This window comes from Pseudoclavibacter sp. JSM 162008 (assembly GCF_041366455.1).
Classification (GTDB): Bacteria; Actinomycetota; Actinomycetes; order Actinomycetales; family Microbacteriaceae; genus Pseudoclavibacter.
Genome location: NZ_JBEWYX010000010.1, coordinates 54,498 through 70,165, shown reverse-complemented (window position 1 = coordinate 70,165; position 15,668 = coordinate 54,498). Strand labels below are relative to the sequence as shown.

Annotated in this window: 13 protein-coding genes; 11 read left to right on the top strand and 2 right to left on the bottom strand. The window is 67.7% G+C overall.

Annotated features, from left to right (window positions below):
* Positions 1 to 52: 52 nt before the first annotated feature.
* Genes ABVF28_RS10150 through ABVF28_RS10140 form a run of 3 tightly spaced genes read left to right on the top strand, consistent with a single transcriptional unit; the run spans position 53 to position 3,295 of the window.
* Positions 53 to 481 (top strand): Rieske (2Fe-2S) protein, encoded by a 429-nt coding sequence (locus ABVF28_RS10150; protein WP_179556466.1) that lies wholly within the window; start codon positions 53 to 55, stop codon positions 479 to 481.
* A complete protein-coding gene (gene malQ, locus ABVF28_RS10145; protein ID WP_371030368.1) occupies positions 478 to 2,610 on the top strand; it encodes a 4-alpha-glucanotransferase in 2,133 nt (710 codons plus the stop codon). The genes ABVF28_RS10150 and malQ overlap by 4 nt, the downstream gene beginning before the upstream one ends.
* A gap of 4 nt (positions 2,611 to 2,614) precedes the next feature.
* Positions 2,615 to 3,295 (top strand): hypothetical protein, encoded by a 681-nt coding sequence (locus ABVF28_RS10140; RefSeq protein ID WP_179556468.1) that lies wholly within the window; start codon positions 2,615 to 2,617, stop codon positions 3,293 to 3,295.
* A gap of 22 nt (positions 3,296 to 3,317) precedes the next feature.
* On the opposite strand, the gene ABVF28_RS10135 is transcribed toward ABVF28_RS10140, so the two are convergent.
* Positions 3,318 to 4,124 (bottom strand): CPBP family intramembrane glutamic endopeptidase, encoded by an 807-nt coding sequence (locus tag ABVF28_RS10135; protein WP_104312306.1) that lies wholly within the window; start codon positions 4,122 to 4,124, stop codon positions 3,318 to 3,320.
* A gap of 187 nt (positions 4,125 to 4,311) precedes the next feature.
* Here ABVF28_RS10135 and ABVF28_RS10130 point away from each other — a divergent pair, with 187 nt between their 5' ends.
* From ABVF28_RS10130 to ABVF28_RS10120, 3 genes are all read left to right on the top strand, one after another.
* Positions 4,312 to 6,180, top strand: coding sequence for an ABC transporter family substrate-binding protein (locus tag ABVF28_RS10130; protein ID WP_371030367.1), 1,869 nt, complete (start codon positions 4,312 to 4,314; stop codon positions 6,178 to 6,180).
* Positions 6,181 to 6,334: 154 nt separating this feature from the next.
* Positions 6,335 to 7,909 carry an ABC transporter permease gene (locus ABVF28_RS10125; protein ID WP_371030366.1) on the top strand — a complete coding sequence of 525 codons (1,575 nt, stop codon included), beginning with the start codon at positions 6,335 to 6,337 and terminating at the stop codon, positions 7,907 to 7,909.
* 14 nt (positions 7,910 to 7,923) lie between these two features.
* Entirely contained in the window at positions 7,924 to 9,063 is a 1,140-nt protein-coding gene (locus ABVF28_RS10120; protein WP_082805746.1) for an ABC transporter permease, read from the top strand.
* A gap of 44 nt (positions 9,064 to 9,107) precedes the next feature.
* On the opposite strand, the gene ABVF28_RS10115 is transcribed toward ABVF28_RS10120, so the two are convergent.
* Positions 9,108 to 9,713 (bottom strand): hypothetical protein, encoded by a 606-nt coding sequence (locus tag ABVF28_RS10115; protein WP_179556472.1) that lies wholly within the window; start codon positions 9,711 to 9,713, stop codon positions 9,108 to 9,110.
* A gap of 113 nt (positions 9,714 to 9,826) precedes the next feature.
* Between ABVF28_RS10115 and ABVF28_RS10110 the strand changes: the two genes are divergently transcribed.
* The 5 genes from ABVF28_RS10110 to dapC all read left to right on the top strand — a co-directional run bounded on the left by ABVF28_RS10110 (position 9,827) and on the right by dapC (position 15,610).
* The gene (locus tag ABVF28_RS10110) at positions 9,827 to 11,620 is read left to right on the top strand and encodes an ABC transporter ATP-binding protein (RefSeq protein WP_371030365.1); all 1,794 of its coding nucleotides are present in this window, start codon (positions 9,827 to 9,829) and stop codon (positions 11,618 to 11,620) included.
* Between the two features lie 107 nt (positions 11,621 to 11,727).
* On the top strand, positions 11,728 to 13,644 hold the full coding sequence (gene typA / locus ABVF28_RS10105) for a translational GTPase TypA (RefSeq protein ID WP_179556474.1): 1,917 nt from the start codon (positions 11,728 to 11,730) through the stop codon (positions 13,642 to 13,644).
* A gap of 45 nt (positions 13,645 to 13,689) precedes the next feature.
* Positions 13,690 to 14,160, top strand: coding sequence for a hypothetical protein (locus ABVF28_RS10100; RefSeq protein ID WP_211890208.1), 471 nt, complete (start codon positions 13,690 to 13,692; stop codon positions 14,158 to 14,160).
* Positions 14,157 to 14,483: a ferredoxin gene (gene fdxA / locus ABVF28_RS10095; RefSeq protein WP_104253637.1), complete on the top strand. Its 327-nt coding sequence runs from the start codon at positions 14,157 to 14,159 to the stop codon at positions 14,481 to 14,483. Before ABVF28_RS10100 ends, fdxA begins: the two co-directional genes overlap by 4 nt.
* On the top strand, positions 14,480 to 15,610 hold the full coding sequence (gene dapC / locus ABVF28_RS10090) for a succinyldiaminopimelate transaminase (protein ID WP_371030364.1): 1,131 nt from the start codon (positions 14,480 to 14,482) through the stop codon (positions 15,608 to 15,610). The genes fdxA and dapC overlap by 4 nt, the downstream gene beginning before the upstream one ends.
* Positions 15,611 to 15,668: the final 58 nt, after the last annotated feature.

Here is a 15,668-nt window from a genome sequence, read left to right as displayed (position 1 = left end):
TGGCTCGCGCGCGCCGCGGCCCGCTCAGCCACGCGCCGACTAGCCTTGACGTGTGAGCGAACGACGAGATCCTTCACGACGCGGGGTCATACGGGGAAGCGCGGCTGTCGGCGGCGGAATCGCGACGGCGGCGCTGCTTGCCGCGTGCGGAGGCGACGACGCCGGTGGACAGGATGCGGATGCCACGTCGACGGTGAGCGGCGCCGTGCCCGTCGGCGACGTCCCGGTCGGAGGCGGGGTCGTCATCGCGGACACCGAGACGGTCATCACCCAGCCCGCCGCGGGTGAGTACTTCGGCTTCAGCTCGATCTGCACGCACCAGGGGTGCCCGGTCGCCACGGTGACCGCGGAGCACATCATCTGCCCCTGCCATTCGAGCCACTACGACACGAGGACCGGGGAGCCGGTCGCCGGACCGGCGGACCGGCCGCTCACCCCTCGCACCATCACCGTCACCGAAACTGAGGTCGAATACTCGTGAGCATCACCAATCTGACCGCGATCCGCGATCTCGCGACGGACGCGGGTCTCGAGGTCGAGTACTGGGGCTGGCGGGGCGAGAAGGAGCAGGTCGCGCCCGAGACGCTCGCGGCGGTCCTCGGCGCCCTCGGTCTCCCGGCATCCACCGACGAGGACGTCGCCGCCTCGGCCCGCGAGTTCGAGAACCGGCCGTGGCGTCGAGTGGTGCCGTCCTGCACGACGGTGCGGGAGGGCAGCGACGCCACGATCTTCGTCCACGTTCCTCACGGGAGCGCCGTCCAGGTCGACGTGCTCCTCGAAGACGGGTCGACTCGCAGCCTGCAGCAGGTCGAGAACTGGGTCGATCCGAAGGACCTCGACGGTGCGCTGATCGGTCGCGCGACGTTCGCGCTGCCCGCGGACCTGCCGACGGGCTGGCACGAGGTCGTCGCGAAGGTCGGGGACGACCTCTCGGAGCATGCGCCTGCTGGCACGCTGATCGTCGTGCCGACGAGGACGCCCTGGCCAGACGAGCGCTCGTGGGGGCTGTTCACCCAGCTCTACCAGCTTCGCTCGACCACGTCCTGGGGGATCGGCGACCTCCGGGACCTCGCCACGTTGACGGCCTGGGGTGCGCAGCGTGACGCGGACTTCGTGCTCGTCAACCCCCTCAACGCGAACCCTCCGGTGTCTCCCATGGAGCCGTCTCCGTACCTGCCGACCTCACGGCAGTTCGGCGACCCCCTGATCCTCACCGTCGACTGGGCGGCCGCCTTCGTCGCGCAGCGCACCGAGGTGCCGGCCGACACGGTGGAGCTGCTCTCGCGCCTTGCGGGCGAGGCGATCCTGGGCAACGGCGTCGACAGCATCGATCGTGACGCCGCCTGGGCGCTGAAGGAACCAGCACTCCGCGCGCTCTTCGACGTCTGGCAGTCCGCGAATGTGATCGACGACGACTTCACGGAGTTCCGCAAGGAGGCGGGGGAGCCGCTCGAGCGGTTCGGCGTCTTCTGCGCCATCTCGCGCGTGCATGGGCGAGATGCTCGCAACTGGCCGAGCGAGCTGGCCACCGCGAACGGTGCCGACGTGCTCGAGTTCGCGGCCGCTCACGCCGAAGATGCCGAGTTCTACGTCTGGCTGCAGTGTCTCCTGGAAGCGCAGGCGAAGCAGGTGCAATCCGATGCGAGGTCGGCCGGCATGTCGATCGGCATCGTGCACGATCTGCCCGTCGGTGTGCACGCCGGTGGAGCTGATGCGTGGTCGTTCGGGGCGGCGATGGCCCGCGGCGTGACGGTCGGCGTGCCGGCCGACCAGTACAACCAGTTCGGGCAGAACTGGTCGCAGCCGCCGTGGCGCCCCGACATGCTGGCCGAGCTCGGCTACGCGCCGTACCGGGACATGCTGCGCGCCGTCTTCCGCAACGCTGGCGCTGTGCGCATCGACCACATCCTGGGCTTCTTCCGCCTGTGGTGGATCCCGGAGGGCAACACCGCGAAGGATGGCTGCTTCGTGCGCACCGACGCAGAGGCCATGCTGGGCATCCTCGCGCTCGAGGCGCAGCGAGCGGGCGCCGTGGTGATCGGCGAGGACCTCGGCACGGTTCCGCCGGAGGCCAGGGATGCGCTGGCCGAGCGCGGCATGCTCGGTGCCTCCGTCCTGTGGTTCGAATGGTCGGACGATGGGGTCCCGCTGGCCCCTGAGGACTACCGGCGCGCCTGTCTCGCGACGGTGACGACGCACGACCTCCCGCCGACGGCTGGGTTCCTCGCGCTCGAGCACCTCGACGTTCGAGAGCGCCTCGGGCTGCTCGAAGGTTCGGTCGAGGAGGCGCGGGCCGAGGAGACCGAGACGATCTCGAAGGTCGTCGACCGACTCCGGCGAGCTGGCCTGGTGGGGGAGGAGCCGAGCAACGAGGACATCGTCGTGGCGCTGCACGAGTACCTTGCCGGTTCGGCTGCCCAGCTGTTCGGTGTCGGCGTGTCCGATCTCGCGGGTGACCGCCGCGGCGTGAATCAGCCGGGGACCGCCGACGAGTATCCGAACTGGCGAGTGCCCATGACGGATGCCGAGGGCAGGCTGGTCTCGCTCGAAGCGCTCCTGGGCTCGCCGCTCGCCGCCCGGATCGCGGCGGCGTCGGGGAGAACCGAGTAGCGCGGTGAGGCTCTCCGGCGGGTGGCGGCCACGGGGTGTCCGCGGCCTCCTCCTGGCGTCGGCGCTCGGTGCGTCGCTGCTGCTCGCGGCGTGCGTTCCGCCGGTGGCCGCGACGCGCGAATCCGCTGATGCGGTGGCCGTCATCGCCACCCCGGGCGTCACCCAGACGCCGACGCCGACGGTCACCCCGATCAACGTGCAGGTCGTGGCCGCGCCACGAGTCGCGGAGAACGAGAACCCGAAGCCTGTCGACGGCGAGCTCAGGTTCACGAGGGGCCAGTGGGCGACGGTGCTCGGCGCGAGTGGCGAACCCGTCGGCCGCTTCACCATCGCGGGTGTGGCCTTCGACGTTCGGTGTCTCGAAGAGGATGCTCCGAAGGCCGGCGGCAGCTACGTCGCGATCCAGCTGCAGGTCGAGGGATACGGGGCGCTCAGCGCCGAGGATGAGGAGGGCGCGTTCGCGCCCGTGTTCGCCTTCGACAGCCTTCGCCTGTTCGAGAAGAACGGCGACTCGAAGCTGGGGGCCTCGCTCGCGGACGACTGCATCGGGAGCTCCGTGCAGCAGCGCGAGTACGGGGTCGGCGCAGAGTCCGGGTACGTCGTGTTCGACGTTCCGAAGGAGCGCTTCGACGTCGTCTGGGAGTACGGCGACCAGTCGTTCCGGTTCGTGAATCTCACCGTCTGAGGGCCCCGCGCCGCGACCGGTCTCAGGTGAAGAGCTGCGGGAGGAGCGCCGCGGCGAGGGGATAGCCGAGGAACGAGACGGCGTCGAGGATGAAGTGCGCGACGACGAGGCCGCCCACGCGCCCCTTCCGGAGGAACCACCAGGAGAGCAGCACGCCCATGGCGACGTTGCCGAGCGCCATCCCGGGCCCCTGGTACAGGTGGTAGGAGCCGCGGAGGAGCGAGGACGCGACGATGATCTGCCAGGTCGCCCACCCCAGCTCGCGCAGGCGGGTCGCGAGATACCCGACGACGACGATCTCCTCCAGAAGCGCGGCACGCAGCGCCGCGAGCAGGAGCAGGATCACGGTCCACCACGTGATCTCCTGCGCGCTCGCCTCGACGGAGAGCGTGAGCCCGAGTGCCCTGGTCGCGAGGTAGAAGACGATGCCGGGCACGCCGACGCAGGCGGCCAGCAGAAGGCCCTGCCCGAGGTCGCCGAGGGGCTGCCTCGTGTCCAGGCCCAGCTTCCGGAAGCCGGAGACGGTGGGCGTCCAGAGCAGCCAGATCACCAGAGCGACGGGTACGAGGTCGGTGAGGATGCTCGAGAGCTGCAGGAGCGCGTCGAACAGTGGCCGCGCGTCGCGGGAAGCGTTCAGCGTCGTCGTCTGGTCGGCGAGCGCAGTAGCGCGCGTCGCACGATCCGCGAGGGAGATGATCGCGTACAGGCTCGACGGGATGATCGCGAGGGCCAGGACGATCCAGATCTCCCAGCGCAGCCGCGCGCGCGCGGAGCGGTCCAGTTCCTCCGGACCCTGGCTGACCGTAACGTCAATGCGCGAATGTGACATGTCCGCAGTCTACGAACGGCGAATGGCTTGTAAGAGTTGAACAAGACCCGTTTCGTGTGAGTAACGATCCCCTGAATTGGTGAAACCCCTCGCGCGAGGGGGCGTAGGTTCAACGGGTATTTGTCGATAATTCACAGAGTTCGTGGATGTTCGACGTTCACAGCCCCTGTTTCCCCAAGGAGGTCCTATGAGGACATCACGAGTTATCGCCGTGGGAGCCGTCGTCGCCACAAGCGCGTTGGTTCTCGCCGGCTGCTCTGCCCCGAATCGCGATCCGGAGATCGTCGGTGGCTCCGCCATCACGGTTGCATGGAACGACCCGTTCTTCGCGTTCAACGTGAACACCTCGGCCAACAACGCCGCGGCGAACGCCAACATCGTCCACGTCACGTCTGATGGCTTCATCGACTACGACCCGACCCCCGAGCTCGTGGAGAACACCGAGTTCGGCACGGTCGAAGAGGTCTCGACCGACCCGCTGACCATCAAGTACACGGTCAACGACGCGGTCACCTGGAGCGATGGCACGCCGTTCGACGGCGCCGACCTGCTGCTCACCTGGGCCGCCAACACCACGCACCGCGAGGCGGGCGAGGTGCCAGAGGCCGAGTACGACGACGAGGGCAACGTCACGAACCAGGACGCGATCGACGCGGCCGCGGACGCCGGTGTCTACTGGGGAACCGACCCGGCACCCGGTCTGCAGCTCGACCTCGCCTCGCAGGCTCCGACGCTCGCCGACGACAACAAGTCGTTCACGGTCGTCTACGACCAGCCGTACGCCGACTGGAAGACAATGTTCGCGCCGGACACGACGGCGATCTCGGCACACGGCACCGTCCAGCTCGCCTACCCGGGTGAGTACGACGACGCGCAGGCCGCGAAGGATGCCTTCATCACCGCGGTCAACGACAACGACAGCGAGTTCCTGAGCAAGGTCGCCTCCGCCTACCGCACCGGCTACGACTACACGTCGATGCCGGAGGAGCCGCAGAAGACCCTCTCCAACGGCCCGTACACGATCACTGATCTGGTCGAGAACCAGTACGTGACGCTCACGGCCCGCGAGGACTACACGTGGGGCCCGCTGCCGCACTACGAGACCATCACGATCCGCTTCATCCCGGACCCGCAGGCACAGGTGCAGGCGCTCCAGAACGGTGAGGTCCAGATCGTCTCCGGTCAGCCGACGACCGACCTCCTGCAGCAGCTCGAGGCCACCGAGGGCATCGAGTGGGAGTCCTCGCTCGAGGGCACCTACGAGCACGTCGACCTCCAGGTCGCCAACGGCGGTGTCTTCGACCCAGCCACGTACGGTGGCGACGAGGCCAAGGCCCAGCAGATCCGCGAGGCCTTCCTCCTCACGATCCCGCGTCAGGAGATCGTCGAGAAGCTCATCACGCCGATCGCCCCGGATGCGACCACGCGCGACTCGCTCGTGTTCCTTCCCGGCGCCGACGGCTACGAGGAGTCGGTCGCCGACAGCGGCGTCTCCCGCTACTCGGGCGACGACGCTGCCATCGAAGAGGCCAAGGGCCTCCTCGCGCAGGCTGGCGTGGCCAACCCCTCCGTCCGCTTCATGACGGCATCCACCAACCCGCGTCGTCAGCAGGAGCTGCAGCTCATCAAGGCCTCGGCCGAGAAGGCCGGCTTCACGATCGTCGACGCGAGCGCCGAGGACTGGTCCACCGTGCTCACGACGCAGACCGACGCCTACGACGCTGCCCTCTTCGGATGGCAGTCCGAGGGTCTCGGTGTCGGCGAGCCGTCCCCGAACTACATCACGGGCGGCATCAACAACTACTACGGCTGGAGCGACCCCGAGTTCGACCAGATCCTCAAGGACGTCGACGTCACGATCGACCCCGCCGAGGCTCAGGGCAAGCTCGTCGAGGCCGAGAAGATCATCATGGAAAACTCGTGGTCCGTGCCGATCTTCCAGTTCCCCGGTGTCGTCGCCTGGAGCGACGAGGTCGCGAACGTCAAGCCCGGGTTCCTCTCACCCCAGTACTTCTGGAACGCCTGGGAGTGGGCACCCGTGGAAGCCGCTGAGTAGTCACACCAGCGTCGAGCTCTCGACGCGCTGACCGCTGCGCGGTCAGATCTAGCGACGGCGGGAGTACCGTAGTCTTCTCGACTGCGGGACTCCCGCCTCGTCTGTTCACGGCCACATCCCCGGCCGAATGCCCCTTCCAGAACAGGACCCATCTGTGCTGAGATTCACCCTCCGACGCCTCTTCGTGTCGATCTTCATCCTGCTGGGCGCGCTCTTCATCGTGTACAACCTCGTCGCGATCTCGAAGGACCCGCTCGCGGACATCTTGGAGTCCACGGCTCCCAATAAGGAGCAGCTCATCGCCGCGCGCGTGGAGCTCCTGCAACTGGATGTGCCAGCGCCCGCCCGCTTCTTCCTGTGGCTCGGCGGCATCCTCGGGTTCTTCATCCCGACCTTCGACGACCCGAACGGCCTGTTCGGCTTCCTCGGCAACAACTTCTCCATGGGCGTGAACATCGCCAACCAGGACGTCGGCCCGCTCATCGCCTCGGCGGTCGGCCAGACCCTGCAACTCGTCACGGCCGCGACGCTCATCGCCGTCGTCATCGGCGTCGCCGTCGGTGTGACGACCGCCCTCCGCCAGTACTCCGGCTACGACTACACGGTCACGTTCCTGTCGTTCCTCACGTACTCGCTGCCGATATTCTTCGTGGCCGTGCTGCTCAAGCAGTACATGGCCATCGGCTTCAACGACTTCCTGCAGGACCCCGAGATACCGATACCGCTGCTGCTGCTCATCGGCGTGATCATGGGCTTCATCTTCATGTCGATCATCGGAGGGCCCGCAAAGACGCGCGCCACCGTGTTCGGTGCAGGTGCCGTCGGCACGATCGCGATCCTGTTCGGGATGGAGCTGCTCGACTGGTTCCGCAATCCCGGGCTCGGCACGGTGCTCATCATCGTGCTCGGCCTCGCCACGGTGCTGCTGACCGCCGCGCTCACGGTGGGCCTCTCGCACCGTCGCAACCTCATCGTCACCGGTGCCGTCGCGGTCGTCGGGGGAGCGCTCTGGTACCCGCTGCAGTTCGCGATGACCAACGAGATCGGCGCCTGGTTCCCCATCGTCCTCATCGTGGTCTTCACGGTCATCGCCTGGTTCGTCGGCAAGTACTTCGGAGGCCTCGACAAGCGCAACGTGGCGAGCAACGCCGCCATCGTCGGCTTCGTCGTGTCGCTGCTGCTCGTCATCGACCGCGTCATGCAGACCTGGTCCGGCTACTACGACCAGACCGGCGGACGTCCGATCGCGACCGTCGGTGCATCCAGCCCGCAGCTCGGCTCCGACCCGTCGATCTGGCTGCAGATGCTGGACGGCTTCACGCACCTCCTGCTGCCGACGATCGCCATCATGGTCATCTCCATCGCGAGCTACAGCCGCTACTCGCGCTCCAGCCTGCTCGAGATCATGAACCAGGACTACGTCCGCACGGCACGCGCGAAGGGCCTCCCCGAGCGCACCGTGGTCATGCGTCACGCGCTGCGGAACTCGCTCATCCCGATCACCACGATCGTGGCCGCCGACGTCGGCGCCATCATCTCGGGAGCGATCGTCACCGAGCAGATCTTCGGCTGGCGCGCGATGGGATCGATCTTCTCCGAGTCGCTGCGCAACGTCGACCTGAACCCGCTCATGGGCTACATCCTCGTGACCGCGGCGCTCACCGTGATCTTCAACCTGATCGCCGACATCCTGTACTCCGTCCTCGACCCGCGAATCCGCCTGAGCTGAGAGAGGGCTGAGCTATGACGACTCCGAACTTCACCGAGATCACCGCCCCGCAGCCTCACGGCCCCGGCGACGAGCTGACCATCGAGCAGCGTGAGACCATCGGCCTCAGCCAGGGCCAGATCGTGTGGCGGCGCTTCGTGCGCCACACGGGTGCCATGGTGTCCACCGCCGTCCTCCTGGTCATCGTGCTGCTCGTCTTCACGTCCGTCGGCATCGTCGTGCCGTGGTGGGACTTCTCCGAGGGCAAGTTCACGCAGATCCAGGTCTCGGGCTGGTGGGCCTACGACTGGAACTCCATCGCGCCGATCGTGAATGGCGGCAATCCGACCTTCGTGAGCCTCTTCGACTGGGGCTCGCACCCGTTCGGTCAGGACGAGATCGGCCGCGACATCTTCGCCCGCGTCATGCGCGGCACGCAGCAGTCGCTGACGGTCATGTTCATCTACGGCATCCTCGCAGCGGTCATCGGCATCATCGTCGGCGGCATCGCGGGCTACTACCGCGGCTGGGTCGACAACGTGCTCATGCGCGTCACCGACCTCTTCCTCGTCATCCCGACGCTCGTCTTCGCCGCCGTCCTCGGACAGCTCGCTGGACAGAACGAGGTGCTGCGGGCCTACGGCGCCGTCTCGCTCGCCGTGGTCCTCGGCCTCGTCGGCTGGATGTCGCTCGCCCGCCTGGTTCGCGGCGAGTTCCTCACCCTTCGCGAGCGCGAGTTCGTGGACGCTGCGCGCGTCGCCGGCGCCTCCGGCCGGCGCATCATCTTCCGCCACATCCTGCCGAACGCTCTCGGCGTGGTGATCGTCTCGACGACCCTGCTGATGAGCGCCGCCATCATCCTCGAGGCGAACCTCTCGTTCCTGGGCTTCGGCATCCAGCCGCCCGACGTGTCGCTCGGCCAGATCGTGCAGGAGTACCAGGGCGCGTTCGCCACCCGTCCGTGGCTGTTCTGGTTCCCCGGCGCCTTCATCGTGGCGATCGCCCTGTGCATCAACTTCATCGGCGACGGCCTGCGAGACGCCTTCGACCCGCGTCAGCGCAAGATCCCGGGCAACGGCACCTGGTCGCGCATGTGGCGCACGCTCACCTCGCGCGACGGCCGTCCGACCAAGGGCGACGCGGCTGACCGCGACTCGAGCAAGGCGGATGCGTGACGGTCCTCGTCGCAGAGCGCGCCGGGTCGCTGGCCCCTGTGGGGCTAGAACGCGAAGAGCGCGCCGACGACCAGCAGGGTGGTGATCAGCACCACCGTGTTCGCCACGTTCTGCGTGCGCACGACCGGGGCGAGCGGGGCTCCGGCCTCACGCTGCTGCTGGGCCCTGCGGTGCGTGAGGTTCACGGCCGCGTCTCCCGAGTACGTGCCGGGAGCGGCGCTCGTGCGGATGCTCTGCGACTCGTCGGTGAGTCGGCGAGGGTCCTTCCACAGGAGCGGGTCGCGCGGGTCCATTCGCTCGGCGCTGAGCCGGTCGGGCGGGGGAGCGGCCCACGCGCTGACCTTGCCCTCCGGCGTGGTGACGGTGAAGCCGCGCGTCGTCTCGACGAGCTCGATGTGGCCGTATGGCACAACCGTCTTCTTGAGGGGGTTGTTCACCTCGAGCGCATCATCGGTGAAGACGACGCTCGGGCTCACGAGGGTGATCCAGCCGACGCCGAGCGCCAGGATGGGCAGCGGCAGCACCGAGAGCAGGTGGCGGCCGGCACCGGGCGTCACCGCCACGGAGATGACGGCGACCAGCGCCATGGCGGCGATGACGCCGTAGACGACAAGACCCATGCGGGGGCGGAGAACTGTTCGCTCGGACACGAGCCAAGTGTCGCAGACGAATCCCGTCCCACCGCGGTGAGCGGACCGGCAGTCGGTCCGCTCGCACCTCAGACTCCACGCACTTCGACCGCAGCCCACCGGGAGGCACGCTCATGAGCACGACTTCACGCAAAGACGACACGACGCCCATCCTCGAGGTGCAGGACCTGAGCGTCGAGTTCTGGGTCGGCGGAGACTGGGTCCCCGCCGCGAAGGACATCAACTACGTGGTCCGGCCGGGCGAGGTGCTCGCCATCGTGGGCGAGTCCGGCTCCGGCAAGTCGGTGTCGTCGATGACGCTGCTTGACCTGCTCCCGAAGAACGGGCGCACGTCCGGAAGCGCGAAGCTCAACGGCACCGAGCTCATCGGCGCCCCGCAGTCGACGCTTCGTCGCGCGCGTGGCAATGACATCGCGGTCATCTTCCAGGAGCCGATGACCGCGCTCAACCCCGTGCTCACGATCGGCTTCCAGATCTCTGAGGCCCTGCGCATCCACAACCCGACGATGACGCCGAACGATGCGCGCGAGCGTGCGCTCGAGCTGCTTCGCCTCGTGGAGATGCCGAACCCGGCCAAGGCGTTCGACTCGTACCCGCATCAGCTCTCCGGCGGCCAGCGCCAGCGCGCCATGATCGCGCAGTCCCTGAGCTGCGACCCCGACCTCCTCATCGCGGATGAGCCGACGACAGCGCTCGACGTGACGATCCAGGCCGAGATCCTGGAGCTCATGCGCTCACTCCACGAGCGCCTGAACTCGGCCATCGTCATCATCACGCACGACATGGGCGTCGTCGCCGACATCGCCGACAACGTGATCGTCATGAAGGGTGGAGAGATCGTCGAGCGCGGCACGGTGCGCGAGATCTTCAAGAACCCGCAGCATGCCTACACGAAGACGCTGCTCGACGCCGTGCCGCACCTCGGCACGGGGGAGGCGAGCGGGCTGGACGCGCGCGAGTTCACGGGCGAGCCGGCTCTCGTCGTGCAGAACGCCGACATCGAGTACCCGAAGCAGGGGCGCGTCCCAGCGTTCAAGGCGGTCGAGGACGCGACGTTCGAGATCTACCCTGGCGAGATCGTCAGCGTCGTCGGCGAGTCCGGCTCCGGCAAGACCACGGTCGCGCGAGCGGTCGTCGGCCTGCTGCCGGTCGCGGCTGGCTCCATGAAGCTCAACGGCGTCGAGCTCAACGGCGTCTCCCGGCAGGACCTCGCGAAGGTGCGCCGCGACATCGGCATCGTCTTCCAGGACCCGGGCTCGTCGCTCAACCCCCGCTGGCCCGTCGGGCAGTCGATCGCCGAGCCGCTCATCCTCGAGAAGAAGCTCACGAAGGCCGAGATCGAGGCCCGCGTCGGCGAGCTGCTCGACCAGGTCGAGCTGCCCCGGTCCTTCCGCAACCGCTACCCGAACGAGCTCTCCGGCGGCCAGCGTCAGCGCATCGGCATCGCTCGAGCCCTCGCGCTCGAGCCGAAGCTCCTCGTCGCCGACGAGCCGACGTCGGCACTGGACGTCTCGGTGCAGAAGCGCGTGCTGGAGCTGCTCGTCGAGATCCAGCAGCGCCTGCAGTTCGCGGTGCTCTTCGTGACCCACGACCTCGCCGTCGTGGACCAGCTCGCCAACCGCGTGATCGTCATGAACCACGGCAAGATCGTGGAGCAGGGGCCGACGGACCAGATCCTGCGCGCACCCCAGGATCCGTACACGCAGCGTCTCGTCGCTGCCGTGCCGGTTCCCGACCCTGACGAGCAGGCGATGCGTCGCGAGGAGCGCGCCGCGCTCAAGCGGGCGACGGCCGGTGCGGTCACGAACGAGGTGCTCGGCGACGACATCGTGGTCTCCGACGCGCCGAGCGAGCAGCAGGAGAACGTGCTGCGGGCGGAAGCCGAGGAGCGCGAATCCGGGCAGTGACCCGGTAGAAACTTCGACCAGCGTGAGGCCCATCTCACGCTGGTCGGGAGGCGTGCCCTCCGTGACGTAGGATGAACTGCCCTTTTCTCAAATGAAAGCACCCCTGAATGACTGCTGTGCCTGTCGCCCACCGTTCTGAACTCCGTAACGTCGCCATCGTGGCGCACGTCGACCACGGCAAGACGACCCTCGTCGACGCCATGCTGAAGCAGACGGGCTCGTTTGGCGAGCACGACAGCAACTCGACCGAGGCCCGAGTCATGGACTCGAACGACCTCGAGCGTGAAAAGGGCATCACCATCCTCGCCAAGAACACGGCGATCTCGTACAAGGGGAAGCACGCCACGGATGGCCCGATCACGATCAACGTGATCGACACCCCCGGCCACGCCGACTTCGGCGGTGAGGTCGAGCGCGGCCTGTCGATGGTCGACGGCGTCGTCCTGCTCGTCGACGCGTCCGAGGGGCCCCTCCCACAGACTCGCTTCGTGCTCCGCAAGGCGCTCGCCGCGAACCTGCCCGTCATCCTCTGCGTCAACAAGACCGACCGTCCAGACGCCCGCATCGACGAGGTCGTCGCCGAGAGCCAGGACCTGCTCCTCGGCCTCGCCTCCGACATGGCCGACGAAGCACCGGATCTCGACATCGACGCGCTGCTCGACCTGCCCGTCCTCTACGCCTCCGGGCGTGCCGGTGCCGCTTCGCACAACCAGCCCGCTGACGGCGAGCTGCCGGACAACGACGACCTCGAGCCCCTCTTCGAGACGATCCTCAAGCACATCCAGCCGCCCGCCTTCGACCCGGAGGCGCCGCTGCAGGCGCACGTGACGAACCTGGACAGCTCGCCGTTCCTCGGACGTCTCGCTCTGCTGCGCGTCTTCAACGGCACGCTCAAGAAGGGCCAGAACGTGGCCTGGGTCAAGAACGACGGCTCGGTGCACAACGTGCGCATCACGGAGCTGCTCGAGACGAAGGCGCTCGACCGCGTCCCCACCGACTCCGCAGGCCCCGGTGACATCGTCGCCGTCGCCGGCATTCCCGAGATCATGATCGGCGAGACGATCGCCGACCCCGAGGACATCCGCCCGCTCCCCGGCATCACGGTCGACGAGCCGGCCATCTCGATGACGATCGGCACGAACACCTCGCCCATCATGGGCAAGGTCAAGGGCCACAAGCTCACCTCGCGCATGGTCAAGGACCGTCTCGACCGCGAGCTCATCGGCAACGTCTCGATCCGTGTCCTCGACATCGGCCGCCCGGACGCCTGGGAAGTCCAGGGCCGTGGCGAGCTCGCGCTCTCCGTCCTCATCGAGAACATGCGTCGCGAAGGCTTCGAGCTGACCGCCGGCAAGCCGCAGGTCGTCACGAAGATCGTCGACGGCAAGACGCACGAACCGTACGAGCACCTCACGATCGACTCGCCAGAGGAGCACCTCGGTGCCATCACGCAGCTCCTCGCGGCGCGCAAGGGCCGCATGGAGTCCATGTCGAACCACGGCACCGGCTGGGTGCGCATGGAGTTCGTCATCCCGTCGCGTGGCCTCATCGGCTTCCGCAGCGAGTTCATGACCAGCACACGCGGCACCGGTATCGCCAACGCCATCTCGCACGGCTACGAGCCATGGGCCGGCCCGATCACGACCCGCACGTCGGGCTCGATCGTCGCCGACCGCGCCGGAGTGGCGACGCCGTTCGCGATGATCGCCCTGCAGGAGCGCATGTCGTTCTTCGTGCAGCCGACCGAAGAGGTCTACGAGGGCATGGTCATCGGCGAGAACTCGCGCGCCGACGACATGGACGTCAACGTGACCAAGGAGAAGAAGCTCACGAACATGCGTTCCGCCAACGCGGACACGTTCGAGTCGATGACCCCGTCGCGCCAGCTCACGCTCGAGGAATGCCTCGAGTTCGCTCGCGAAGACGAGTGCGTCGAGGTCACGCCCGAGAAGATCCGCATCCGCAAGCTGCTCCTCGACGGCAACGCACGTGCACGTGCCACGTCGCGCGCCAAGAAGCAGTAGTCGAACGTGCGAACTCGCACGGTTCGCAGTGAAGATTAAGGTCGTATGACGGAAGTCATCGAACAGCCTGCCGGAGAGCAGCGAACCGGGGAGCGAATCCTCGGGGCGCTGCTCTACGCGCTTTTCGGCCTCATCGTCGGCACGGTCACGACGTTCCTGCACCGCGGTCGCGTCGAGCTCTTCGACACCACGCTGTGGGTCGGTATCGTGCTCGGACTCGCCTGCATCCTGTGCCTCGGCATCGGCCTCCGCATGTACCTCGTCGATCGGTGGATGACCACGGGCTTCGCGGCCGGCGTCGTCGCGGCGGTCGGCGCCCTCGGACTCTGGAACCCCGGGTCCAGCGTCGTCGTCGTCGGGGACGCATTCGGCCTCGCGTGGCTGGCGCTCGCATCGCTCATCGCGGCGGCCTGCGCATTCTGGCCGCAGCTCCCGAGCCGTCGCGCGCGAACGACGCCCGTCCGCGACGAGTACGATGGGAGATCGCCCACGAACTTGGAGGAGTCACCCAAGTGACCTACGTCATCGCCCTTCCCTGTGTCGACGTGAAAGACCGGGCCTGCATCGACGAGTGCCCCGTCGACTGCATCTACGAGGGCGACCGGATGCTCTACATCCATCCGGACGAATGCGTCGACTGCGGGGCCTGTGAGCCCGTGTGCCCCGTCGAGGCCATCTACTACGAAGATGACCTGCCCGACGAGTGGAGCGAGTACTACACCGCGAACGTCGACTTCTTCAGCGAGATCGGCTCCCCGGGAGGCGCGGCCAAGGTGGGCGTCATCCATCACGACCACCCCCTCATCGCGGCGCTCGACCCCCAGGGGGACGGCGCGTGACGCTGGGTGAGCTTCCCGACTATCCGTGGGACAACCTCGCGCCGTACGTCGAACGAGCGAAGTCGCATCCTGACGGCGCCGTGGACCTGTCGATCGGCTCGCCGGTCGACCCGACTCCCAAGATCGTGCGGACGGCGCTGCGCGAGCACGCCGACGCGCACTCCTACCCGACGACAATCGGCACCCCTGAGGCGCGGGATGCAGTGGTCGAGTGGTTCGCGAGGAGCCGGGGTGTCACGGGCCTCGAGCGAGCGAACACGATGCTCACGGTGGGCTCGAAGGAGTTCGTCGCCACGGCGGCGTTCTTCCTGCGCCTCGGTGCAGGCGATACCGTCGTCTACCCGGCACGCGCGTACCCCACGTACGAGATCGGCGCCGTCTTCGCTGGGGCGGCGGGGTTCTCAGATGACGACCCGGCTTCCTGGCCCGCGTCGACGAAGCTCATCTGGCTGAACAGCCCCGGGAATCCGGACGGACGCGTCCTCGGCGTCGACGAGCTCAGGGCCGCGGTCGAACGTGCGCGGGAGCTGGGCGCCATCATCGTGAACGACGAGTGCTACGCCGAACTCGGCTGGGGTGAATGGTCGGGGGAGCGCATCCCGAGCATCCTCGACGATCGGGTAACCGATGGTGACCTGACGAACATCCTCGCCTGCTCGTCGCTGTCGAAGCGCTCGAACCTCGCCGGATACCGAGCGGCGTACATCGCTGGTGATGCCACGCTGATCGAGAGACTCCTCGTCGCGCGCAAGCATGCCGGCCTCATCGTGCCAGCTCCTGTGCAGGCGGCGGTCGCGACGGCGCTCGGCGATGACGAGCACGCCAGGGAGCAGTACCACCGCTACCGCCGACGCCGCGAGGTGCTGCTGCCGGCCCTGCAGTCCTGGGGGCTGCGCATCGAGCACAGCGAGGCGGGGCTCTACCTCTGGGGCACGACAGGACATGACTCGTGGACCACGATCGGCGCGCTCGCCGATCTGGGCATCATCGGCGGGCCGGGCGTCTTCTACGGCGACGCCGGAGCCCAGTACGTCCGTATCTCCCTGACGGCCACCGATGCGCAGATCGCTGAGGCCGCTCGGCGCCTGATTGCGGCCAGTGCCGACCATTCGGTGCACGCGCAGTAGACAACAGACAGCACATCGCGGGTTTCATTGTGGATTCGCATAGTCACCTTGTCGACCG

Excerpts from the sequence above, each read along its gene's own strand:
- ABVF28_RS10135 (WP_104312306.1), bottom strand. The coding sequence starts at position 4,124 with ATGTCACATTCGCGCATTGACGTTACGGTCAGCCAGGGTCCGGAGGAA.
- ABVF28_RS10130 (WP_371030367.1), top strand. The coding sequence starts at position 4,312 with ATGAGGACATCACGAGTTATCGCCGTGGGAGCCGTCGTCGCCACAAGC.
- ABVF28_RS10120 (WP_082805746.1), top strand. The coding sequence starts at position 7,924 with ATGACGACTCCGAACTTCACCGAGATCACCGCCCCGCAGCCTCACGGC.
- ABVF28_RS10110 (WP_371030365.1), top strand. The coding sequence starts at position 9,827 with ATGAGCACGACTTCACGCAAAGACGACACGACGCCCATCCTCGAGGTG.
- typA (WP_179556474.1), top strand. The coding sequence starts at position 11,728 with ATGACTGCTGTGCCTGTCGCCCACCGTTCTGAACTCCGTAACGTCGCC.
- ABVF28_RS10100 (WP_211890208.1), top strand. The coding sequence starts at position 13,690 with ATGACGGAAGTCATCGAACAGCCTGCCGGAGAGCAGCGAACCGGGGAG.